The 22,670-nt window shown below is 71.0% G+C and carries 21 protein-coding genes; 14 read left to right on the plus strand and 7 right to left on the minus strand.

Annotated elements, in window-relative coordinates:
- The first annotated feature begins 37 nt into the window (after nucleotides 1–37).
- Nucleotides 38–673 carry a TetR/AcrR family transcriptional regulator gene (locus tag OIE67_RS06105; RefSeq protein WP_326637464.1) on the plus strand — a complete coding sequence of 212 codons (636 nt, stop codon included), beginning with the start codon at nucleotides 38–40 and terminating at the stop codon, nucleotides 671–673.
- The gene (locus OIE67_RS06110; RefSeq protein WP_326637466.1) at nucleotides 661–2,145 is read left to right on the plus strand and encodes an FAD-dependent monooxygenase; all 1,485 of its coding nucleotides are present in this window, start codon (nucleotides 661–663) and stop codon (nucleotides 2,143–2,145) included. Before OIE67_RS06105 ends, OIE67_RS06110 begins: the two co-directional genes overlap by 13 nt.
- A 24-nt stretch (nucleotides 2,146–2,169) precedes the next feature.
- Here OIE67_RS06110 and OIE67_RS06115 read toward each other — a convergent pair whose 3' ends face one another.
- Nucleotides 2,170–2,991 (minus strand): SAM-dependent methyltransferase, encoded by an 822-nt coding sequence (locus OIE67_RS06115; RefSeq protein WP_326637468.1) that lies wholly within the window; start codon nucleotides 2,989–2,991, stop codon nucleotides 2,170–2,172.
- Between the two features lie 84 nt (nucleotides 2,992–3,075).
- Nucleotides 3,076–4,026 (minus strand): GlxA family transcriptional regulator, encoded by a 951-nt coding sequence (locus OIE67_RS06120; protein WP_326637470.1) that lies wholly within the window; start codon nucleotides 4,024–4,026, stop codon nucleotides 3,076–3,078.
- Nucleotides 4,027–4,097: 71 nt separating this feature from the next.
- On the opposite strand from OIE67_RS06120, the gene OIE67_RS06125 reads away from it, so the two are divergent.
- Together OIE67_RS06125 and OIE67_RS06130 are read left to right on the plus strand one after the other, a co-directional pair.
- Nucleotides 4,098–5,360: an MFS transporter gene (locus OIE67_RS06125; protein ID WP_326637472.1), complete on the plus strand. Its 1,263-nt coding sequence runs from the start codon at nucleotides 4,098–4,100 to the stop codon at nucleotides 5,358–5,360.
- Nucleotides 5,357–6,118 carry a peptidyl-tRNA hydrolase gene (locus OIE67_RS06130; protein WP_326637473.1) on the plus strand — a complete coding sequence of 254 codons (762 nt, stop codon included), beginning with the start codon at nucleotides 5,357–5,359 and terminating at the stop codon, nucleotides 6,116–6,118. Before OIE67_RS06125 ends, OIE67_RS06130 begins: the two co-directional genes overlap by 4 nt.
- 75 nt (nucleotides 6,119–6,193) lie before the next feature.
- Here OIE67_RS06130 and OIE67_RS06135 read toward each other — a convergent pair whose 3' ends face one another.
- Nucleotides 6,194–7,180: a DUF3616 domain-containing protein gene (locus OIE67_RS06135; RefSeq protein WP_326637475.1), complete on the minus strand. Its 987-nt coding sequence runs from the start codon at nucleotides 7,178–7,180 to the stop codon at nucleotides 6,194–6,196.
- A gap of 209 nt (nucleotides 7,181–7,389) precedes the next feature.
- On the opposite strand from OIE67_RS06135, the gene OIE67_RS06140 reads away from it, so the two are divergent.
- From OIE67_RS06140 to OIE67_RS06165, 6 genes are all read left to right on the plus strand, one after another.
- Nucleotides 7,390–8,214 (plus strand): hypothetical protein, encoded by an 825-nt coding sequence (locus OIE67_RS06140; RefSeq protein WP_326637477.1) that lies wholly within the window; start codon nucleotides 7,390–7,392, stop codon nucleotides 8,212–8,214.
- A gap of 36 nt (nucleotides 8,215–8,250) precedes the next feature.
- A complete protein-coding gene (gene ftsH / locus OIE67_RS06145; RefSeq protein ID WP_326637479.1) occupies nucleotides 8,251–10,491 on the plus strand; it encodes an ATP-dependent zinc metalloprotease FtsH in 2,241 nt (746 codons plus the stop codon).
- A 171-nt stretch (nucleotides 10,492–10,662) separates the two neighbouring features.
- Nucleotides 10,663–11,340 carry a DUF937 domain-containing protein gene (locus tag OIE67_RS06150; RefSeq protein ID WP_326637481.1) on the plus strand — a complete coding sequence of 226 codons (678 nt, stop codon included), beginning with the start codon at nucleotides 10,663–10,665 and terminating at the stop codon, nucleotides 11,338–11,340.
- Nucleotides 11,341–11,356: 16 nt separating this feature from the next.
- On the plus strand, nucleotides 11,357–11,938 hold the full coding sequence (locus OIE67_RS06155) for a Maf family protein (protein ID WP_326637484.1): 582 nt from the start codon (nucleotides 11,357–11,359) through the stop codon (nucleotides 11,936–11,938).
- 10 nt (nucleotides 11,939–11,948) lie between these two features.
- On the plus strand, nucleotides 11,949–12,725 hold the full coding sequence (locus tag OIE67_RS06160) for an EI24 domain-containing protein (RefSeq protein ID WP_326637486.1): 777 nt from the start codon (nucleotides 11,949–11,951) through the stop codon (nucleotides 12,723–12,725).
- Between the two features lie 1,142 nt (nucleotides 12,726–13,867).
- A complete protein-coding gene (locus OIE67_RS06165) occupies nucleotides 13,868–14,914 on the plus strand; it encodes a DUF4192 domain-containing protein (protein ID WP_326645236.1) in 1,047 nt (348 codons plus the stop codon).
- A gap of 447 nt (nucleotides 14,915–15,361) precedes the next feature.
- Here the strand turns inward: OIE67_RS06165 and OIE67_RS06170 are convergent, their stop codons facing one another.
- Nucleotides 15,362–15,706 (minus strand): hypothetical protein, encoded by a 345-nt coding sequence (locus OIE67_RS06170; protein ID WP_106250354.1) that lies wholly within the window; start codon nucleotides 15,704–15,706, stop codon nucleotides 15,362–15,364.
- A 142-nt stretch (nucleotides 15,707–15,848) separates the two neighbouring features.
- On the opposite strand from OIE67_RS06170, the gene OIE67_RS06175 reads away from it, so the two are divergent.
- On the plus strand, nucleotides 15,849–16,433 hold the full coding sequence (locus OIE67_RS06175) for a DUF1707 and DUF4870 domain-containing protein (protein ID WP_326637488.1): 585 nt from the start codon (nucleotides 15,849–15,851) through the stop codon (nucleotides 16,431–16,433).
- 394 nt (nucleotides 16,434–16,827) lie between these two features.
- Nucleotides 16,828–17,772, plus strand: coding sequence for a C45 family peptidase (locus OIE67_RS06180; RefSeq protein ID WP_326637490.1), 945 nt, complete (start codon nucleotides 16,828–16,830; stop codon nucleotides 17,770–17,772).
- Between the two features lie 144 nt (nucleotides 17,773–17,916).
- Here OIE67_RS06180 and OIE67_RS06185 read toward each other — a convergent pair whose 3' ends face one another.
- Nucleotides 17,917–18,651: a LysR family transcriptional regulator gene (locus OIE67_RS06185; protein WP_326645238.1), complete on the minus strand. Its 735-nt coding sequence runs from the start codon at nucleotides 18,649–18,651 to the stop codon at nucleotides 17,917–17,919.
- Between the two features lie 858 nt (nucleotides 18,652–19,509).
- On the opposite strand from OIE67_RS06185, the gene OIE67_RS06190 reads away from it, so the two are divergent.
- Together OIE67_RS06190 and OIE67_RS06195 are read left to right on the plus strand one after the other, a co-directional pair.
- Nucleotides 19,510–20,367 carry an NAD(P)H-binding protein gene (locus OIE67_RS06190; RefSeq protein ID WP_326637493.1) on the plus strand — a complete coding sequence of 286 codons (858 nt, stop codon included), beginning with the start codon at nucleotides 19,510–19,512 and terminating at the stop codon, nucleotides 20,365–20,367.
- A 422-nt stretch (nucleotides 20,368–20,789) separates the two neighbouring features.
- On the plus strand, nucleotides 20,790–21,128 hold the full coding sequence (locus OIE67_RS06195) for a hypothetical protein (protein WP_326637495.1): 339 nt from the start codon (nucleotides 20,790–20,792) through the stop codon (nucleotides 21,126–21,128).
- On the opposite strand, the gene OIE67_RS06200 is transcribed toward OIE67_RS06195, so the two are convergent.
- Both OIE67_RS06200 and OIE67_RS06205 read right to left on the minus strand, forming a co-directional pair.
- Nucleotides 21,103–21,666 carry a hypothetical protein gene (locus tag OIE67_RS06200; RefSeq protein ID WP_326637497.1) on the minus strand — a complete coding sequence of 188 codons (564 nt, stop codon included), beginning with the start codon at nucleotides 21,664–21,666 and terminating at the stop codon, nucleotides 21,103–21,105. The genes OIE67_RS06195 and OIE67_RS06200 overlap by 26 nt on opposite strands.
- Nucleotides 21,667–21,929: 263 nt before the next feature.
- Nucleotides 21,930–22,619 carry a septal ring lytic transglycosylase RlpA family protein gene (locus OIE67_RS06205; RefSeq protein ID WP_326637499.1) on the minus strand — a complete coding sequence of 230 codons (690 nt, stop codon included), beginning with the start codon at nucleotides 22,617–22,619 and terminating at the stop codon, nucleotides 21,930–21,932.
- Nucleotides 22,620–22,670: the final 51 nt, after the last annotated feature.

Genomic DNA, 22,670 nt, shown 5'->3' on the forward strand with positions numbered 1-22,670 from the left:
ATTGCGTGACACGCAACTTTAGCGGTAGGCTCGGGCCGTGACCGGACTGAGGGAGCGCAAGAAACGGGCCACCCGTGACGCGCTGATGACGGCCGCGCTCCGGCTGGCCCTGGAGCGAGGGCTGGAGAACGTGCGGGTCGAGGACATCGCGGCCGCGGCCGGGGTCTCGCCCAGGACGTACAACAACTACTTCGCCAGCAAGTACGAGGCCATCACCGCCCGCCACACCGACCGCGTCCGCGCCTCCGTGGCCGCGCTGCGTGCCCGACCGCCGGACGAGCCGCTGTGGGACGCGCTGACGGAGGCCATGGTGCGGCCGTGGGCCGAGCACGCGGGCACCACGGACACGCCCCCGTCGCCCGAGCTGCTGGCCGCCATCCGCATGCTCAACGACGAGCCGGCGCTGCGCGCGGAGTCGGTGCGGGTGGCGTTCGCGGTCAGCGGCGAGCTGGCCGCGGCCGTCGGCGAGCGCACCGGCATCGATCCCGGCCGCGATCTTTATCCGTCCCTGGTCGCCGTCACCGCGGCCGCCGCCGTGCAGGCCGGCGTGGCCCACTGGCTGCGCTCTGACCCGCCGGTGCCGCTGGTTCCGCTGCTGCGCGACTGCCTGCGCGCCCTGGCCTCAGGGCTGCCCGACCCCACCCGAGAAGGAGACGATTCATGGACGTCGTGATCGCCGGCGCAGGCCCCAACGGCCTGATGCTGGCCTGCGAGCTGAGCCTGGCCGGAGTGCGGCCCCTGGTGATCGAACGCCTGCCGGCCCGCAGCGACCGGCCCAGGGCCAACGGCATCGTCGGCCAGGTCGTCCGGCTGCTGCGCGGCCGCGGCCTGACCGACCAGGAGTCGCCCGTGCCGAGGTTCGTCTTCGGCGCGATGCCGCTCGACCTGACCGGGCTCGACGACAACCCGCTGCACGCGATGGGCATCAAGCAGCCCGCCCTGGAGGAACTGCTCGAACGGCGGGCGCTGGAGCTGGGGGCCGAGATCAGGCGCGGCCACGAGCTGACCGGCTTCGGCCAGGACGGCGACGGTGTGACCGTGGCGCTGACCGGGCCGGACGGGCCCTACGAGCTGCGCACCCGCTACCTGGTGGGCTGCGACGGCGCGCACAGCATGGTCAGGAAGCACGCCGGCATCGGCTTCCCCGGCGTGAGCGCGAACGACGTCGTCAGCCGCACCGGGCACGTCACCGTCCCGGGCGCGACGATCAGCGCCGAGGGGGTGGAGCTGGAGGTCCCGGGCGCGGGCACGTTCGTCCTGTACGCCTGGCACAGGACCGAGCGCGGCGCGTACGTGATGATGCCGGCCGGGGACGGTGTGCTGACGATCGCCTCGATGGAGCGCGACACCGGCGCGCCCGGCGACGAGACCCCGATGACGGTCGCGGAGCTGCGCGAGAGCCTCGCCCGCGTGATCGGCGCGGACCTGCCGCTGGCGCTGCCTCGGGGGCCGGGGCCGCACCTGCTGCGCCGGCTGAACGGCCGCGAGACCCGGGTGGCCGACCGCTACCGGGCCGGCCGGGTGTTCGTGGCCGGCGACGCCGCCCACGTGCACTCGGCCATGGGCGCGCCGGGCCTCAACCTGGGTATGCAGGACGCCGCCAACCTGGGCTGGAAGCTGGCCGCCGCCGTACGCGGGTGGGCGCCCGACGGTCTGCTGGACACCTACGACGCCGAACGCCGGCCGGCCGCGCTGCGGGTCGCCACGCACTCCCAGGCCCAGCTCGCGCTGACCGCGCCCGGGCCGGAGATCACGGCGCTGCGGGAGGTGTTCGGCGAGCTGCTGGAGGACGAGCCCGCCCGTCGCCGGCTCGCCGCGCTGATGGCCGGCGCCGATCTGGTCTATCCGATGCCGGCGCCGTCGCATCCGCTGGTGGGACGGTTCCTGGCCGACCTGCCCGCCGGCGCCGCCGAGCGGGCGCGGCCGGTGCTGCTCGACGCGACCGGCGGCCTGCGCGTCCGCCACGGCCGCGTCGACGTCGTCCCGGACCCTGTGCGGGGCGACGCGTTGGATTCCGCGCCGGCCGGCGCGGCCGAGGCGGTGCTGGTGCGGCCCGACGGTTATGTGGCCTGGGCGGGCCGGCCGGACGAGACGCTGGAGGAGGCCCTGCGCACCTGGTTCGGCGAGGCGCTCGAACCTGCGTGAGCGGGCCACCCGGGCGAGGAGCGGTCAGACGCGGGCGACTCCGGCGAGGATGCCCGATCTGACCAGGTTGTACGCCTTGCCGGGCGGGCCGTCCGGCGTCCAGTCGGCCACCGGCACGACGCCGGGCCCGACCAGCTCCAGCTCCCCGAAGTAGGACGCGATCGTGTCGTAACCGCGCCTGGCCAGCCCGCCCGAGTCGGTGGCGGCGTACACCTGCTGGCCCGCCCGCACCTCCTCCTCGGTCACGTCACCCGCGTAGAGATGGGAGAGCACCAGGTAGGAGCCCGGCGGCAGCCGCTTGCGCACGCGGGCGACGATCCTGGCCGCCTCGGCGTCGTCGGTGACGAAGTGCAGCACCGCCACCATGAGGACCGCGTACGGCTCGGACAGGTCGAGATGCCCCGTGACGAGCGGATCGTCGAAGATCGCGTCGGGGTCCCTCAGGTCGCCCTCCAGCGCGATGACGTCCGGCTGCCTGGCCAGCAGTGCGCGGGCGTGGGCGAGCACGATCGTGTCGTTGTCCACGTAGACGACGCGGGAGCCGGGGAGGTGCCGCGCGGCCACCTGGTGCACGTTGTCCTGGGTGGGCAGCCCGGCGCCGATGTCGATGAACTGGCGCACGCCCGTCTCGGCGATCGAACGCACCGCGCGGCCGAGGAAGGCGCGGTTGGCCAGGGCGATCCGCCGGGTGTCGTTGCCCATCCTGCGGCCGAGCTCGATCATCTGCTCGGCGGCGCTGCGGTCGGCCGCGAAGTTGTCCCGGCCGCCGAGGTAGTAGTCGTACATGCGGGCGACGCTGGGCACGGTGGGGTCGATCCCGTCTGGTGCGCGGTCCGCCTCGGTCATCTGCCGCCCTCCCGGTGGCTCTGCCTTCGCGAAGTCTACGAGCCGCGCCGGAGGGCGCCGGGGGGTCATGCGGTGAGCGGCCGATCAGGTGCGCCGGAAGGTATGGCGGTAGGCGAGCGGCGCCACCCCGACGGCCGCGTGCAGGTGCTGGCGCAGCGAGACCGCCGAGCGGAAGCCCGCCCGCCTGGACACCTCCTCCACGCCGAGGTCCGTCGTCTCCAGCAGCCGTCTGGCGTGCTGCACCCGCTGCCCGTTCAGCCACCTGGCCGGGCTCATGCCGGTCTCCTCGCGAAAGCGCCTGGTGAACGTGCGCACGCTCATCCTGGCGTGCCCGGCCAGCGCGTTGAGGTCGAGCGGGGTGTCGAGGTGGGCGAGCATCCAGTCGCGGGTGGCCGCCGTGCCGCCGCCGTCGCCGTACGGGAGCGGCCGGTCGATGTACTGGGCCTGGCCGCCCTCCCGCCACGGCGGCATCACGCAGCGCCGCGCCGTCCTGTTGGCCACCTCGCTGCCGTGGTCGCGCCTGATCACGTGCAGGCACAGGTCCATGCCGGAGGCGACGCCCGCCGAGGTCAGCACGTCGCCGTCGTCCACGAACAGCACGTCGGGATCCAGCTTGACCTGGGGGAACAGGCGGGCGAAGCGAGCCGCCTCGCGCCAGTGCGTGGTGGCCGGGCGGCCGTCGAGCAGGCCCGCCGCCGCCAGCACGTACGAGCCCGTGCAGATCGACATCGTCCGCGGCCGCCCCTGCAGCGCCCGCCGCAGCGTGTCCGAGATCGTGCCGTCGCGCAGCGCCCGGCCGGCGTGGATGCCGGGCACGAGGACCGTGTCCGCGCTGTCGAGGACGTCGAGGTCGTGGTCGGGCAGCACGCTGTAGCCCGCGCCGCACCGGACCGGCACGCGGCCCTCCGAGCACGTCACCACCTCGTACAGCTTCTCGCCCGACGCCGTCTCCGCCGCCCAGAACACCTGGCCGGGCACGCCGAGGTCGAGCGGGGCGAAATGGTTGAGCACGACGACCGCGACGCGATGCACCATGGCCGGATTGTTGCACATATTGGCTTTCCGGCCACTCGTGGCCCCATAGGGGGATATCTCAGGATTGACGGATGACCCTGAGCACCACCCCCACGCGGCGTCTCCACCGAGCCTGGTACGTGGCCGCCGTCGCCTTCGTGGCCATCCTGGGCTCCGCCGGATTCCGCGCCACGCCGGGCGTGCTGATCACGCCGCTGCAGGAGGAGTTCGGCTGGACGGCGGGGACGATCTCCCTCGCCGTCTCGATCAACCTGGTGCTCTACGGCCTGACCGCCCCCTTCGCCGCCGCGCTCATGGACCGCTTCGGCATGCGCCGCGTGGTCGCCGTGGCCCTGCTGCTGATCGCCGCGGGCAGCGGGCTGACGGTGCTGATGACGGCGAGCTGGCAGCTGCTGCTCTTCTGGGGCGTGCTGGTGGGGCTCGGCACGGGGTCGATGGCGCTGGTGTTCGCCGCGACGGTGGTGGACCGCTGGTTCGTCCGCCACCGCGGCCTCGTCACCGGCGTGCTCACCGCGGCCGGCGCCACCGGGCAGCTCGTCTTCCTGCCCGTGCTGGCCCAGCTCGCGCAGGGTCCCGGCTGGCGCTTCGCCTCGCTCACCGTGGCCGCCGCGGCGCTGGCCGTGGTGCCGTTCGTGTGGTGGCTGCTGCGCGACCGGCCCGAGGACGTCGGCACGACGGCGCTCGGCGCCGATCCCGACGCGGTGCGCGCCGAGCCGCCCGCGAAGGTCAACGCGGCGGTGCGGGCCGTCTCCGTGCTCGTCTCCGCCGCGCGGACGCGCCCGTTCTGGCTGCTTGCGGGCGGCTTCGCGATCTGCGGAGCCAGTACGAACGGCCTCGTCGGCACCCACTTCATCCCCGCCGCCCACGACCACGGCATGACCGAGCCCGTCGCCGCGGGGCTGCTGGCCGTGATCGGCATCTTCGACATCGCGGGCACGGTCGCGTCCGGCTGGCTGAGCGACAGGATCGACCCGAAGGTGCTCCTCGGCGTCTACTACGGCCTGCGCGGGCTGTCGCTGATGGTGCTGCCCGGCCTGTTCGCGGCCACCGCCGAGCCCAGCATGCTGATCTTCATCATCTTCTACGGCCTGGACTGGGTGGCCACCGTGCCGCCCACCGTGGCGCTGTGCCGGCGGATCTACGGGGCCGACGGGGCCGTGGTGTTCGGCTGGGTGTTCGGCTCGCACCAGGTCGGGGCCGCCTTCGCCGCCGTCGGCGCCGGGCTCACCCGCGATCACCTGGGCGCGTACGACCTCGCCTGGTACGTCTCCGGCGCCCTCTGCCTCCTCGCCGCCGGCATGTCCCTGGCCATCGGGCATGCTAGGAGACGATGAACGCCGAGCTCTACGTGCTGCCCCTCGTCGTCAGGATCGAGCGCGCCGCACGCCACACGTCACCCGACACCGACCCGAACGCCGGCCTGACCCCGGGACCGGACACCGGCCTCGCGACGGGACCGCGCGTCGGGCCGCGCCAGGGCCCGCCGGAGCGCACCGACGCGCTGGAGGCCGCCGCCATGGCCGTGCTGAGCCTCCTCGACGACTCGGGGGAGTGGACCGGTGAGCTGCACGCCTGGCAGTCCACCGGCAAGATCCGCAAGGTCGTGCGCCGGGCCAGGGGCGCCGAGTGGCGCAGGGCGCTCGCGCTGCCCGGCCGCACGATCGAGCACCGTACGGCCGAGGTGCGCGTGCACCCGCCCGTGCCGCTCGACGACTGGCCGCGCGACCTGGCCAGGCTGCAGGTCTCCGGCACCGAGCTGACCGACACCGCCGCGCCCGGGCCCGCCGAGCCGCCGATCCTGTGGGCCAACCCGGCGCTGGAGATGTCCGCGGGCAAGGCCATGGCCCAGGCCGGGCACGCCGCCCAGCTCGCCTGGTGGGCCAGCGACGCGGGCGAGCGGGCCGCGTGGCGCGAGCGCGGGCTGGCGGTGTCCGTGCGCACGGCCGGCACACAGGAGGACTTCGACTCCCTGGTGGCGGCGGGGCTACCGGTGGTGCGCGACGCCGGGTTCACGGAGATCGAGCCGGGTTCGTGCACGTTCGTCGCGGACGGGCCCTGGCTCTACGGCCGCGTCTCCAGCGGCGGCGCCTGAACGCGGCCTGCCGGCCCGTCTCAAGCGGAATGAACGCGGCCGTACGGGAGCGTCTTGAGCGACGCGATCCCGGCGCTACGGGCGCAGGGTGAAGACGTCGGCCAGCACGCCGCCCGCCGGGGTGATCCGCGCGGGCGACGGGCTGTCGTACACGACCATGAGCCGCCCGTCCGCCAGCCGCACCAGCCCCTCGGGGTGGTCGCAGCCGGCGCCGTAGGGGAGGTCGGCGACGGCCTCCAGCTCGCCCTCCGGCACCACGCCCGTCCGTTCGCCGCCCCGCCGCCCGTCCTTCCGCCGGTCGTCCTGTGCGTCGTCCTGTGCGTCGTCCGGCCGCCACCGTACGACGCGTACCGGCCCGTCGAGGTTCATGGTGGGCCCGGCGAGCAGCAGCAGCGACTCCCCGTCCGGGCACATGTCCCGCACGCCCAGCCCGCCCAGGTCCAGGAAGTGCTTGCGGTACGGCTCGCGCAGCCGCAGCCGTCCCCTGGCCGCGTCCTCGATCCGCAGCTCCAGCACCACCGCCCAGCCCCGCAGCACCGGACCCCGCAGCCCGAGATAGACGCGGTCTCCCATGACGGCGATGCCCTCGACGTCGAGGCCGTTGTCCTTGCCCGGCAGCGCCAGGAACGGCGCGAGGTGCCGATCGTCCCGGAGCGCCTCGGCGAGGTTGTCCCGGCCGGAGAGGATCGCGCCGGGCAGGGGCGTCCCGGTGCTCTCGTCCAGCGGCAGGCGGACGAGGATGAAGCGGTTCTCCTCGCGGATCACGGTGGCGAGCCGGTCGGCGGCCTTGGCCGGGTCCTTCGACTTGACCCGCCTGCGCTTGAGGCTGTGCGATCCGGCCAGCCACAGATGGCCGTCCGCCCTGGCCAGGCCCTCGATGTCGGCCTCGTCCTCGGGACCGGCGGGCAGGCTGACGTAGTCGGCCAGGCGGAACGTGCGCTGGGCGCCGTAGTGGTCGCCGGTCCACGTGAGGTGTTCGAAGGTGGCCGTCTCGTCGCCGGCGACCCAGAGTCCGGTGGAACTCTGGCGGATCGCTGAGAGATTCGTGTGCGTTTGGGCCACTTGCGAAGCATGGTCGAATCGCAACTCCACCTGTTCCACCACGCCATGATTGCACTTCGGTCGCTTCCCGGACGCGATGGCGGGATATGTCGTACGCTCCCGTCGTGCTCCATGGGGAAGATGAGATCAAGGGTTCCGGAGTGACAACGGCCGCAAGGCATGGGATCCCTGCCTCTCCGCCCAAACGCTCCCGCATCGGCGATCTGCGGATGCGGGACGTGTACCGGGGGCTGGCCATGGCCACCGCCGTAGCGGCGGTAGTCGCTGCGCTGGTCATGGTGCTCCCGTCGGAGCCGGACGAGGTCGCGGCGGGGCCGGTCACCGCGCCGCCGGCCGCACCGCCCTCGTCCGGCTCCGCACCGTCGCAGGAACCGTCCGCGGGACCCTCTTCCGAGCCTTCGGCGGAACCGATCGCGGAACCGTCGGCGGGGCCGTCTCCCAGCGCCGCTCCCGCGCGGCAGCAGCCGACGCCGTCCCCCGGCGCGTCGCTGGCGCCCGGTTACACGGCCATGGAGGCCCTGTACGCCGACCCCCGCGTCCCCAAGCTCACCCGCGGCGTCAAGCGCATCCCCCTGCGCTCCCCGGGCAAGCGCTTCGTCAAGGACGCGCGGACCGGGCTCGCGGTGCCGCGGCTGTCCGGCCCGTGGAAGGCGCACGGGGCGGCGCCGTTCACCACCAAGCAGGTGCTGCCCAGGAAGCGCGGCGCGGACATGCGCGGCATGCTCGTCACCTGCCCGCTGCCGATCCTGGAGCAGAAGTCCCCGCGCGACACCGCCCTGCTGGCCGCCCGCTGGACGCTCAACCACCACCCCCACGGCTCGAAGATCACCTGGCTGGCCTCGCAGCCGGTCAAGCGCGGCTGGATGCTCCTCTACCGCGTCACGTACGGGAAGCACAGCTCGCGCGCCGCCGTCGTGATCATGGATGGGGGAATGAGCAAGCCGGGACTTGCGTTCGTCACAGTGCCGGATGCGCAGCGAAAGCAGTGGGGCGACATCGGCCGCGTGGCCTCAGGGGTACGTGTTCTAGGCTAGAAGATCATGTATGCGGCGATGTGGGGGAGTGACGCCGTGGAACGCTCTGGACCGCCGCAGGCTCCGGAGAAGGACAAGGGCAAAGGCAAGCCGCCCTGGCGCTCCGAAGGGCTGCCGGGCACGCCCGGTGGCCGGCCGAAGATCAACTGGTGGCGCTTCGTCGTCACGTTGCTCGTGGTGTACGCGGGCTTCTTCATCGTGTCGTCGTTCGTCGACAGCGGATCGGTCGAGACGATCTCGTACACCGAGTTCACCCACCAGGTGAACGCCAAGAACGTCAAGGACATCTACGCCGAGGGCCTGTCGGTCGAGGGCGACCTGCGTTCGGCGGTGAAGAACCCCGACGGAGGCGCCTCCTACACGCGCTTCGCCACCGAGATCCCCGCCTTCGCCAACACCGACCAGCTCGACCAGCAGCTGTCCACCGGCCAGGTCGTGATCACCAGCAAGCCGATCACCCGCGGCTTCTTCTCCAACCTGCTGCTGTCGCTGCTGCCCGTGCTGCTGCTGGCCGGTCTGTGGATCTGGATCATGCGCCGTGGCGCCAGCATGATGGGCGGCGGCCTCGGCGGGCTCGGCAAGTCCAAGGCGGCCAAGCCGGTCGAGGCCGGGCAGGTGCGGGTCACGTTCGAGGACGTCGCCGGCATCGACGAGGTCGAGAACGAGCTCGTCGAGATCGTCGACTACCTCAAGGACCCCGACAAATACCGCAGGCTCGGCGCCAAGCTGCCCAAGGGCGTGCTGCTCGCCGGCCCTCCCGGCACCGGCAAGACGCTGCTGGCCAGGGCGGTCGCCGGTGAGGCCAAGGTGCCCTACTTCTCGGCCAGCGCCTCCGAGTTCATCGAGATGATCGTGGGCGTCGGCGCCTCACGGGTGCGCGACCTGTTCGAGGAGGCGCGCAAGGTGGCGCCGTCGATCGTCTTCATCGACGAGATCGACGCCATCGGCCGGGCCCGCGGCGGCGCGGGCGGCATCGGCGGCCACGACGAGCGCGAGCAGACGCTCAACCAGATCCTCACCGAGATGGACGGCTTCTCCGGCGCCGAGGGCGTGATCGTCATCGGGGCCACCAACCGGCCCGAGATCCTCGACCCCGCACTGCTGCGTCCCGGCCGCTTCGACCGCACTGTCCAGGTGGGCCTGCCCGACGCGGCCGGCCGTACGGCGATCCTGGCCGTCCACACGCGCGGCGTGCCCATGGACGACAAGGTCAGCCTCGACCAGCTCGCCAAGACCACACCCGGCATGACCGGCGCCGACCTGGCCAACCTGGTCAACGAGGCCGCCCTCCTCGCCGCCAAGCGCGGCAAGGAGAAGGTCACGATGGCCGACTTCGCCGACGCGCTGGAGAAGTTGCAGCTCGGCGCGGCCCGCAGCATCGTCATGCCGGAGGAGGAGCGCACCCGCACCGCCTTCCACGAGGCCGGCCACGCGCTGCTCGGCATGCTCCAGCCCGGCGCCGACCCGGTCAGGAAGATCTCCATCATCCCGCGCGGCCGGGCACTCGGCGTCACCCTCTCCACCCCCGACACCGACCGCTACGCCTACGACGAGCAGTATCTGCGCGGCCGCATCACCGGCGCGCTCGGCGGCATGGCGGCCGAGCAGGTCGTCTTCGGCGTCATCACCACCGGCGCCGAGAACGACCTCGAACAGGTCACCATGATCGCCCGCGGCATGGTCGGCCGGTGGGGCATGTCGGAGAAGGTCGGCCCGCTGACCATCCTGCCCAACGACGGCCAGCAGCCGCAGGCCTCGCCCGCCACGCTCGCCACGGTCGACGAGGAGGCGCGGCGGATCGTGGACGAGTGCTACGAGCGCGCGCTCCAGGTCCTCGGCGACAACCGCGACAAGCTGGACGCGATCGTGGCGGCGCTGCTGGAGCACGAGACGCTGGACGAGGCGGGGGCGTACGCGGCGGCCGGGCTGGCCACGCCGGCCGGCTCCAGCGGCTCCGTCGACCGGCGGCCGGCGGCCGTCGAGGCCCGCCCGACGGCCTTCACCCAGGCTCACCCGGCCGCGCCGATCGACGGCGTCCCGGCGACGACCCTGGAGTCGGAGCCGGTCGCTTCGGTGGGCTCTGCTGCGGCTGAGCCCGAGTCACCTTCAGGAGCGTCCGGGCCGGCTGAGCCTGAGCCTTCCTCCGGGCTGTCTGAGCCGTCCTCTGAGCAGTCCTCCGGGCCGTCCTCCGGGCTGTCTGAGTCGTCCGATTCCGGGCCGTCGGCGGAGGCCGGGCAGCGGCCCTCCACCGGACCTCAGCCCCAGCACCAGCGCTGACCCTCAGCCCAGCCGGCCCAACCCACCCGATCCACCTCGATCCCTGGCCCTGGCCGTCGGACGCTTCCGGCGGTCAGGGCCGCGGCTTTTCCGAGAATTAGGACAATCCGGACGTTGGTCGTGGTCCTCCAGGGGCAGGTCACCCGAGACAACTGTGATCGGGGGACCGTCGTGACACTGTATGACGAGCTTCTCGCCGGACTCGGGGACTCAGGACTGGAACAGATCGCCGGGATGCTCGGCTCCGACACCCTCACGGCCCGCAAGGTCATCGAGGCCGTGTCGGGCACGATCGTCGGCGGCCTGGCCCGCAACGCCGAGCATCCGGACGGGGCCGACGCGCTGCTCGGGGCGCTGGACGACCACATGGACGCCGACCCCTTCAACGGTGACGTGGCCTCGCTGACGAGAGACGGGCACAGCATCCTCGGCCACGTACTGGGCGGTCAGGGGACCGAGCAGGCCGCGTCCGGGCTCGCCCGGCTGGCCGGGGTCGACTCGGGGACCATCATGAAGCTCATGCCCCTCATCGCCCCCATGATCATGTCGCTGCTGGCCGGTCGCGCCGCCGGCCGCGACATGGACCCCGTCGCCCTGGCCGACGACCTCGACCGCGAACGGTCCTCGGTGCCCGGCGGGCTGGGCGAACTGCTGGACGGGCTCCTGGGCGACATCTTGGGCGGGGGTGTGCCCCGGCAGGCGGGTCCGTACGAGCCGTACAGGACGGAACATGAAGTACCACCCCCCAGCCGCACCTCCAGAACCTCCGGGACCGGGCACGGCGTGACACCTGCCGCCGGCGGAGGCGAGCGTGGGGCGGCACCGGGCACGGCGAGCCCCGACTGGTGACCGGTAGGCTGTGCCGGTGATCGTTCTGGCCTCAGCTTCCTCCGCCCGCCTGGCCCTCCTCCGCAGCGCCGGTCTCGACCCGAAGGTGATCGTCAGCGGGGTCGACGAGGACTCCTTCTCCGCCCATTCTCCCGCCGCGCTCAGCCTGGTGCTGGCCAAGGCCAAGGCGGAGGCGGTCGCGAGCGGGCTCGAAGAGGGGCTGGTCATCGGCTGCGACTCGATCCTGGAGCTCGACGGGCGCCCGTACGGCAAGCCAGGCACCCGCGAGGAGGCCGTGGAGCGCTGGCGGCTGATGCGCGGCCGCACGGGCCGCCTCGTCACCGGCCACTGCGTGATCGACGTGCCAGGCGGGCGGCAGGTGGCCGAGGTGGCCACCACGGTCGTGCACTTCGGCCAGCCGTCCGAGGACGAGATCGCGGCCTACGTCGCCAGCGACGAGCCGCTCAACCTGGCCGGGGCGTTCAGCATCGATGGGCGGGGCGGCTGGTTCGTCGAGGGCATCGAGGGCGACCACGGAAACGTGCTCGGCATCTCGCTTCCCCTGGTGCGCGATCTGTTCGCCGAACTGGGCTACGCGGTGACGTCGTTCTGGCGCTAGCCTGCCGGTCATGCGATCAGTGCGGGACTTCACGGCCGGCATCGGCTTCTTCCTCCAAGGGGTCGGGTGGGTCGCCAAGAACACCCGGTGGTGGCTGTTCGGGCTGATTCCGGCGTTGATCGCGTTCGCCGTCTACGTGGTGGCGCTGATCTTCCTCGGCACCAACGCGTCCGACCTGGCCGAGTTCCTGACGCCGTTCGCGGACACGTGGGGCTGGCGCGACCTGTTCCGCACGCTGGTGGGCATCCTGCTCTTCCTCGGCGGGCTGGCGCTGGCGGTGATCACGTTCGCGGCGCTCACGCTGGCGATCGGAGAGCCGTTCTACGAGAAGCTGTCGGCCGCGGTGGATCCGCTGGAGACGGAGGACGACCTGCCGTGGTGGCGTACGCTGCCGCGCTCGATCAGAGACAGCCTGGTCACGCTCCTCTACGTGCTGATGTTCACCATTCCGCTGTTCCTGCTGGGATTCGTCCCGGTGGTGGGACAGACGGTGGTGCCGGTGCTCGGGGCCGCCGTGTCCGGCTTCTTCCTGACGGTCGAGCTCACCACGCTGGCCATGGAACGCCGCGGCCTGGCCCGCAAACAACGCTTCGCGCTCCTGAGGAGGAACAAGGCCAGTGCGCTGGGGTTCGGGGTGGCGGTGTTCCTGCTGTTCCTGGTGCCGTTCGTGGCCGTCATAGCCATGCCGGCCGCCGTAGCAGGCGCCGCCCTCCTCGTACGAACCCGCCTCACCCCACCCCCGCCCCCACCGATCCGCCCCGAACCCACCCACCCGGGGCTGGCCTGAAACGGGCTCGCTTGAACTGGCCTGGCTTGGACTGGCCTGGCTTGGACTGGCCCGGCTTGGACTGGCCCGGCTTGGACTGGCCCGGCTTGAACCGGCCCGGCTTGAACCGGCCCAATCCGGCTCAGGGGAGGCCCATCTGGTGCCCTCCATCGGTCGAGTCGTAACGATGAGCACATGTCGGCTGTGGACAGCCCTCCGTCATCCACAGAACCGCGTTCGGCCCATCGCCGTCCAACCCATCCACGGCATCCTCAGGGCCCATGACGACCAACCACCCAGCCCTCACCCCAACCCACGCCTGCACACCTGCGCCCGTCCCGGCCCCCATAAGTCCCGTCTCCAGGACCAACCCCGTCCATAGCAGTTCCGTCCATAGCAGTTCCGTCCATAGCAGTTCCGTCCATGGCAACCCCGTCCATGGCAACCCCGTCCATGGCAACCCCGTCCATGGCAACCCCGTCCATAGCGGCCCCATCCATGGCGCCCCCGCACATGGCAGCAGCTCCGTCCATGGCGGCTCCGTATCCACGATCGGCTCAACCGCTTATGGCGGCCCTGTCGACAACCCCAGCTTCATCACCCCGAAAGGTTCTGTCGACGACCGCAGTCCCACGGGCAACCCGGATCTTGAGAGCGGTCCCCGCCCCAGTGCCCGCAGTGCCACCCCCAGCCCTGTCGCCAACCCGGCGGCCGACGTCGACGGCAGCCCAGTCGGCGGCCCCAGCCCTCTCGCCCATGGCGGAACTGCCGACCACCGCACCAACCTTGTCGCTCGCGGCGATACCGTCAGCGACCTTGGTCCAGTCGCCCAGGGCGGTAGTCCCGGTGGCCCCAGTCCTGTCGCCCAAGGCAGCCGTACCGCCGGCTCCGCTCCTCTCGCTCAGAGCGGAACCGGTGGTGAACTCGGCCGGGGCACTCAAGGCAACACTGCCGGTGCCCCCTACCCCCTAGGAAGCCGCAGCCATGGTGCCAACCCGGGAGGTGATCCCGACAACGGGCCTGCCATCGACCACCACCAGCATCACCATCTCCATCAGCCCGGGCGCCATCGCAAGGACCCACACCCCTTCACCCCTGACACAAATCCCGCTCCCGATCTCCCACACGACTTCTCGACCTTCGACACCGAAGCCTGTCTCACCCTGAGAAGCCCGACCGACGTCCTGGCCGCCGTGCCCTACCTGGTCGGCTTCCACCCCACCAGCAGTCTCATCGTCGTGGGCCTCGCACGCGGTCAGGCCAAGATGGTGGCCAGGTGGGGCCTGCCGTTCCCGCCGGGAACTCTCGACGCCATGGCACCCCTCTTCGAACGCGAGGGCGTCACGGAGATCGTCGTGATCGGCTACGGCCCGGGGGAGCTGGTCACCCCGGCTGCCGACGAAGCCAGGCTGCTCGCGGCCAAGTCAGGGGTGCGGGTGGGCGAGGCGCTGCGAGCCCACGAGGGCCGCTATTGGTCGTACGTCTGCGACCTGGCGACGTGCTGCCCGGCGGAAGGCACCCCGTACGACCCCTCCACCAGCCAGATAGCGGCCGAAGCCACCGTCCGCGGCCTGGTCGCCCTCCCGGACCGCGAATCCCTGGAACGCACCCTGGCTCCCATCACCGGTCCGGTACGGATGGCGATGCGCCGGGCCACGGCCGAAGCGATCGCGGACTTCCGTGCCCGGTTGATGGCCGCCACCGACCTGGACGCCTTCGCCGGGCAGTTCGTCTCCGACGGCCTGGCACGGGTCCGGGCCGCGCTGAAGACCCACACCGAGGGCGGCCGTCTGGACGATGTGGAGGCGGCGAAACTCGGCCTGGACCTGGTCATCATGCGGGTGCGCGATGAGGGCTGGACCCTCATGGAGGACTCCCACGCCCCGCTCTGGAAAGACCTGACCCGCCGGCTGGAGCCCCGCTTCGTGCCACCGGCCGCGTCCCTGCTGGCCATAGCGGCCTGGCGGGAGGGTAACAACGTTCAGGCCACCATCGCCCTCGAACGCGCCCTCGCCTGCGACCCGACCTACTCGATGGCCAACCTGCTCATGCACGCCCTGCAGAACCTGCTCTCCCCGGCCATCCTCCGAGGCCGCCTCCCGACCCCGGCAGAACTCGACGCCACCATGGGCCCCGCCACCGCCGTCTGGTTGCTCCCCCTGGTCAACCTCCTGGACGACGAGGACCCACCCCCCACCACCCTCCAATAGCCCACCCGGTCCAACGCCGGCCCTCTCCACCCGCACAGGCCCAGGAAGGAGCGACTCCGCACCACCGAAGCGAAGAGCGAAGCCGAGGAGAGGCCGAGCACGCAACGGAACGCAGAGGAGGTGCTGACCGGCCAGGACCTCCGCATCGCCGAAGCGGAGGCCAGAGCTGAGGGGAGGCCGCGGCCACGACGGAACGAGGACGAGGTGTTGACCGGCGTAGATCTCCGCATCGCCGGAGCGCAACGCAGAGTCAGGAGAAGGCCGCGTCCCACCACAGGCCGAAGTGAGTCGCTAATCGGCGCAGGCTTCGACGTCACAGGGTGAGCGAGGAGCGGAGCTGGAGCCGAGGGAGGAAGAGAACGAAGGAAGCACAGGGGTTGGGGCACCCCTGTGCTGACGACCTCACCCAGACCGGCTCACGTACGCCGAAGAGAGAAAAGGAGCCGCCTAGAGACTGCCTTCTTCCTTCTTACGGCGTTCGTTGTAGGCGCGCATGCGCTGCGGGTAACCCGTGAGCTGCACGTCGTACACCGGAAGGGCAAGGTCGCGGGCCACCTTGCGAATCACTGCGGGCGAACCCACCCTGCGCCGGGTCCACTCGCCGTCGTCGGCCACCGCCACAGCGGTCGTGTCGGTGGCGAAAGTTTCTGGCTCGACATAAAACTCGACACCACGCCGCGAACGGGCGAAGGCGATGAGAGCCTCGATGTCGGCGTCTGTCGCCTCGCGGTCGAACTTCGCGATCTTGCGGCCGCGCAGTCGACGAATGCCGTAGCGGTCTCGCCATCTCATGAATCCTTTTTATACCGTCTGGAGCCCTCGCGTCGGGGATGATCTAGGGGACAGATCGGGGATTCTCCTGATGGCATCGAAGGTTCGGCGGACGCAGTATGTGAGGAGACAGCTCGATTCTCTAAGGAGAGGCATGGCGATTATGGCTGGGGTACCCAAGACCCCCGGGCCGGGACAGGTGCCGCCAGCTCATCTGCGCGTCACCCACCAGGACCGTGAACACGTGGTCGAGCACGTCAAGACCGCCTACGCGGAGGGCCGCCTCGACGAGCTCGAGTTCGACGACCGGTTGGAGCGCGCCATGACCGCGCGCACTCACGGTGACCTGATGCCCATCATGAAGGAGTTGTACGGCACGGCGCCCGTTCCCCGGGTCGCTCCGGCGCCGACCCCGACCCGGCCTCAGGGTACGACGGAGAGCAACGAGCGTCTCGGCGCCGCTCTGGCGCACATGCTGCCCATCGTCGGCTTCCCGATTCTCGGGCCGCTGCTCCTGATGCTCACCGGCGGCAAGACCTCGCCGTACATCCGCGCGCAGGCTGTCGAGGCGCTCAACTTCCAGATCACGGTCGTCGGCGCTTCGATCCTGCTGCCGTTGACCATCATCGGAACCCTGCTCGTTCCGGTCATCTGGGTCGTGGCCGTCGTGCTCTCGGTCGTCGCCGGCGTCTCGGCCCTCTCGGACGGCAACTACCGCTACCCGATGACGATCCGCCTCGTGAAGTGACCTGACCCGGCGGAGAGGGGGTTGCGAGCGGTTCCGCGGCGCAACCCCTTCTTCACGCTTCGCCGCGCCACCTCAAGGCTGCTCCTCTTACCGGGCGCTGGTCGGTCGTGGGACATCGACCCACGTTCGGGTGGCAGAGCGTCGTCCGCGCCGCATATGGATGCGGGTGGATGGCGATGACGAGTTCCGGTGATGGATCGGGGATGATGCGGATCGGTGTTGACCGGTGGTGGCGGCTCTGGGGTGACGCGGATCAGCTGTTGATCAAGGTGGGTCTGGGGTGATGTGGGTTGGTCGCCAATTGCGTCGTTGAGGGCGTGGTCACCTGGTGAATCTTCTGCACAATTGGCTAGGTTGCCGTCACTTCGTCTGATTCTCGCAAGGAGTGGCAGTCGTGCGGCAACAGCGTAAGACGTTTCAGGCGATCGAGGTCGGCGATGGTGGCGACGGGCGGTGGGCTGCTCACGCGCGGGCTCTGTGGCAGGACCTGGAGGGTTTACTGACTGCGGAGGGTCGGACTTCAGAGGGCGCGGAGCGCGTTCGGGCGTTGTTTCGTGCGCATATGCCGGAGCTGGTCCCGGTTCTGGAGCGTCTGGCCGGGCAACTCGATCGGCCCGGGCCGGAAGCGTTTCTCACTCACGCGGCGCTGCGGCCGTTTTCCCCGGCCTGCACTCAGATCGGCAGGAATGGCACTCTGCTCCGCAACTATGATTTCCCGCCCGATCAGTGCGAGGGCACCATCGTGTCCTCCCGCTTCCTGCGGCCCGTGATCGGGATGCAGGACATGCTGTGGGGCTTGCTGGACGGGATGAACGACGCCGGTCTCGCGGTCTCGCTCACCTGGGGCGGACGTTCCGTCTACGGACGTGGCTTCGCCATTCTGATCGTGGTGCGCTACCTGCTGGAGACGGGCGACACCGTTGATGAGGCGGTCGGCAGGCTGCGGGCCCTGCCGGTCGCCGTACCCCAGAACCTCACCCTGGTCGACCCCGCGAAGGCGGTGACGGTGTTCGTCGGGCCGGACATGTCGCCGACGCTGGCGCCGGATGCCTGCGCCGCCAATCACCAGCACCTGCCGGTGACCGACGAGCAGGAGCGGGCCATGCGGACGCGGGAGCGGCTGCGCGCCGTTCGCGCCGCGGGGGCGGACGTGGCGGCGATGCTGAAGCCGCCGCTGTATCGACCCGTCGACGAGCAAGGGTCGAGAACGCTCTACACGGCCTGCTATCGGCCTGTCGAGGGCCGGGTGACGTACTACTGGCCTGGGGAGTTCTGGCGACAGTCCTTCGGCGACTTCACTTCCGGGTCCCGCACCGTGGTCTTGGGCCAGGCCGGCTGAGAGCAGCTCTGGGCTCCGGCTCATCCCAGCGCGTCGTCTTGCAGGCCACCTCGGTACCGAGACGGTCGGCCTCGGCGCCGTCCATGTCCCGTGCCCGCCCTAGGCATGGTTCGCCTTCGAGCGTGTCGCCTGGTCGGGTGATGGTCACAGGTGGAGCGGGCCGAAGTCTCGTACGGTCTGGGCGAGTGCGCGGATGGCGGCGTTCTCGCTCTCGGCGCGCCACAGCAGACCATGGGACAGAGGTTCGAAGTCGGCGAAGGGCAACCAGGTGATGTCCGGGCGGTTCCAGTAGCGGGCCGAGTGGGCGGGCAGGGCGTTGACCACCTCACCGAGGCTGACCAGGGAGAGCAGGTCTTCCATGTGGGTGACGAGCGGGCCGCGGACGATCCGGTGGCCGCGCGGGGTGTGTGGGGGAACGAACCCGTCCGCCCAGTAGTCGGGCACCTGCGGCGCGTCGGTGTGCTGGAAGTCGGCGAGCATCTCGATCGAGGCGGCCGGGCGGGTGGCCAGTTCGTGGTCCACGGAGACGGCGAGCACCCGGGGGTCGGTGAACAGGACCGGCCCCACGATGAGATCGGGCTCCTCGACGGGCAGCCAGGCGACCAGGACGTCCGCCGTACCGTCGCGGAGAACCCTTGACGGCGAGGCCGGCTCGCCGCAGGCTCTCGTGCAGTTCCCGGTAGACCGGCCGGAGATCGTTCCCAGCTGCTCGCCGATCGGCGTCAGTCGTACCCTGCGGCTGGTCCGGTAGAAGAGGTCGGAGCCGATCGCCCGTTCCTGCTTCTTGATCACTTGGCTCACTCGCGCGTGAGTGAGGGGCAGCCGCTCGGCGGTTCGCCCGAAGTGCAGTTCTTCGGCGAGCGTCAGGAAGATCTCGATGTCGCGAAAGTTCCACGTCCGCCTTCTACCGGTAAGTCGCGCTTACCGCAGCAATGCGAAATGCCTCGTTGATCCGGATTGGTGGCAAAGCCACCATATGGAGTGCCGTTGAAAACGGACGAGGAGAAAGACCATGACGCACCGAACGCGAGTCGTGATCGTCGAGGGTGGGTTCGCCGGTGACGATGTGCGACGAGCTCACGGGATGACCTGCTCGGCGTCGTGGCCCGCGGCGCGTGCGTTCCACAGCGCCAGCGGGGTGAGGGACCACCTGGTTGCTCACCGGGCCACTGCCGCCGGTGGCAGGGATCGGCCGTGTACGGGTCGTCGCCAAGATGGTGGGGAGATCTGTGGGGTTCGAGCGAGTGTCTCACCGGTGGTTCCGCAGGCAACCGCTCCGTCACGGTGCGCCCTCCGGCCCGCGATCGACGACATGGGTACCGGGCTCGCTGCCCGGGACGGCAGGACCGCTTCTGTCCTGCTGGCGATCGGCGGACTCGCCGGATGGCCGGTCTGCGCCGGCAGGGATGGGGTCGTCTTGTGCGTGTACGGGGGGCAAGGTCATTCCGGTCTTGCCGGCGATCGGCAGGGCCACCGGATGGCCGGGTCTGCATCTGCGGGCATAGGGTCGTCTTCCGGGTGCAGGGTGGTCAGGCCGTTCGGGTTCTGCCGGGGGTGGTCGGGACGTTCGGATGGTCGGCCTGTATCTGCAGTGATGGGACCGTCTTCCGATCCGAGGACGGCTTAAGATTCCGCTCCTGCCGGGGCCGTCGGGCGGACGGTCTGCAGCTGCGGTCATGAGTCTTCTTCTGTGTCCAGGGCCGCCGACCTGGTGCTGTGTTTACCTATCGACTGAAAGTGACAATCGCCATGATCCTGATCACCGGAGCCAACGGCGTCGTGGGACGCCAGGTGATGAAGCAACTGCTCGACGACGGCGTCCCCGTCGCCGCGGTCACCCGCGGTGGCGCCGAGTCCCGGTTCCCTGAGGGTGTGAAAGCCGTCAGCGGAGACCTGTTCCGTCCTCAGTGGATCGAGGCGGCGCTGGAAGGTGTGGAAGCCGTCCAGATCAGCCCGCGCGCCACCGGGCCCGGCCTCGGCGACCTGCTGAAGCTGGCCGCCGGGCAGGGTGTGCGGCGCGTGGTGCTGCTGTCGGCCACCACTGTGGAGCATCCGGCCGGGGAGGCCCGCTTCGCCGCCCAGTTCAAGCTCGCCGAGGACCTCGTCACCGGTTCCGGCCTCGACTGGACGGTGCTGCGCCTGGCCGACTTCGCCGCCAACGCTCTGGCCTGGGCGCCCCAGCTCAGGGCCGGTGACGTGGTACGCGGCGCGTACGGCAAAGCGGCCACGTCCCCGATCCACGAAACCGACATCGCGGCGGTCGCCGTGCAGGCACTCCGCAGCAGCGCTCACGCGGGAAAGGTGTACACGCTGACCGGACCCCAGTCGCTCGACCAGTACGAGAAGGTACGCCTCATCGGCGCCGCCACGGGAAGGACGCTGTCTTTCCAGGAGCTTCCGCCCGAGCAGGTACGGCAGGGCATGCTCGCGCAAGGGCTGCCCGAGGAGGTTCCGGCCCGCCTGCTCGGCTCCCTGGCCGACTACGCCGCCCGTTCCGGGCCCACCACCACGACCGTGCAGGACCTTCTCGGCCGCCCCGCACTCACCTTCGCCGACTGGGCCGACGACAACGCATTCGCCTTCAGCGGCGGCTGATCACTACCAGGTGCAGCGGGTCCCCGGTTGAGCGGACGCTCACCGCGGGGTCCTGGCCGGGAGATGGCTTCCTCTCGGCTGTGCCGCAAGTCGCACCGCCCTGCGGCGCGCCGGCACGACCACGCGAGGCGGCGGTGCGGTGGTGCGCGTCGTGACAGGCATAGCGACGGTGCGGTGGTGCAGGTCGTGACAGGGATCCTTTGGCCGGCGGCCCAGCGTACGAGGGACCTGTCGGTGGAGGCGCACGGCCGGGCCGGTTGAGATACCTGGTCGAACCGGTTGAGGAGCGAGCCCAGGCCGGCTACGACGCATGCCGTACGGGCTCATGTCGCGGGTGTCTTCGCCCGCATGAGCCCGTACGGCCGTATTCGGGGGCCCGGGTCGCCCGTACGCTGACACGCTTCCGTGCCCCGCGCGAGCAGGTGCTCGGCGTCTTCGACGCGCTGGGCCAGACCTTCACGGACTCTCGGTACAACGGCTGCGCCTTCGCGCGGGCGACCTCGGAGGCGCCGGAGAACAGCGCCGTCCGCAAGGTCGCCGAGGACTACCGCGCCTGGCTCCGTGACCTGTTCGCCGGGCTGCTCACCGCGGCCGGATACGCCGACCCCGACACACTGGCCCGCCAGCTCCTCCTGCTGTACGACGGCGCGGCGCAGTCCGCGAGTCTGGACCACGATCCCTCGGCCGCCACCACCGCCCGCGCCGCCGCCTCCGTCCTGCTCGACACGGCACCGCTCACGACGGCCACGCCCACCGCGTAGGCACTGCGCCCGTAGGTGCGCACGGCCCCCTAGTACGGATCGGCCGTGCAGAACGGCAGTGCGGGGGACAGAGGCACCCGGGAAGGGCGTGCACACCCTTGGCGGGGTCGCGGCACGGGCAGAGCACGCTCACTCCACGGAACCACGCTCCGGGCGAGGCGTCCTTCAGCAGACGGTGCTCGTACTCGCCGGTGATTCCGTCCCGCCACGCGGAGCCGTCGCCGGGCGGGTCCGTGAACGGGTCGCTCCCTCCGTCCAGGGCGATGGTCGGAACGGTGACGACCGGACGTGCGGCGAGCAGTTCCTCGTACCGGTCATACCAGCGTTCGCCGTCGGCGAGGCTCAGCCGCCGGCGGTAGTAGTGCAGCACGACGGCGACGTGGTCGGGGTTGTCGAAGGCGGCGGCGGTGCGCTCGAAGGTGGCGTCGTCGAAGTCCCAGGTCGGCGAGACGGGATGCCAGAGGTGGCGCGCCAGGTCGTCGCGCCTGGTCCTGTCCTCCATGGTGTTCCTGCCGCGCTCGGTGCCGAAGTAGAACATGTACCACCCATTGCCGCCCGAAGCGCGTTTCCCACGAAGTGGGCACGTCGGCCACAACCTGCCGCAGGAGGCCCCGTCGGCGTTCGCCCAAGCCTTCATCGAAGCCGGCCGCTTCGATCTGACCCGAGCCGAAGCCGGCAGCCCCGATCGGCCCTGAGCGAAGCAGGCCGCAGAAGCAGGCCGCAGAAGCAGGCCGCTGCTGAGACGACCCTGGCGGCGGTGGTGCCGCATATGTCGGTGAGGAGGGGTCGCCTGTCGGGCCGTCAGTGGGCCAGGACCTCGTACTTCACCCGCATGACCCCGGAGCTGACGTTGCCGATGGCGGCGAACGCGGCCCTGGACAGGTCGAGGCAGCGACCGCCGACGTACGGGCCCCGGTCGTTGATGCGCACGGTCACCGATTCGCCGCTGTGCGGGTTCGTGACGCGTACCTTGCTGCCCAGCGGCAGCGTCTTGTGCGCGGCGGTCATGGCGGCGGGGTTGAAGCGCTCGCCGCTCGCCGTCATTTGAGGGTCGCCGTAGTACGAGGCGCCGCACCTGCCGGACGAGAGCACGCGGAACTTCGGCTTCTTCGCCTCGTTCTCGACGGTCTTGGCCGTCCGCTCCCGAGCGCCCGTCCCCCGCGCCGAGGCCGAGGGTCCGGTCGCGCGCGGGGTCTCAGCCGGTCGCGGGGAACGGGTGCTCTTCGGCCGCGACGTGGCCGGCGGCTGGTGCGGAGAGCCCTGGTTCGCCGGCTTGGGTACGGAGTCCGCCTTGGTGCTGCTGGGGGCGGCGGAGGGCGGGTTCGGGGTCGTCGCCGCCCGCTTGGCGGAGTCGTCGTCGCCGATGGCCGCCCAGGCGGTGGTCGAGGCGGCCGCCACGACGGCGGCGCCGACCGCGACGGTGGTCCAGCGGCGCTTGCTCGCGGACGGCTTGCGGGCGTCGGGGGACGGCGTGCGGGAGTGCTGGCCCAAGGTAAACCACGGTCCTAGGTAGGGGAAAGGACGAGGAAAGGCCGGACCGTG

Origin of the sequence: Nonomuraea fuscirosea, assembly GCF_035917475.1 — a bacterium.
Lineage (GTDB): Bacteria > Actinomycetota > Actinomycetes > Streptosporangiales > Streptosporangiaceae > Nonomuraea > Nonomuraea fuscirosea.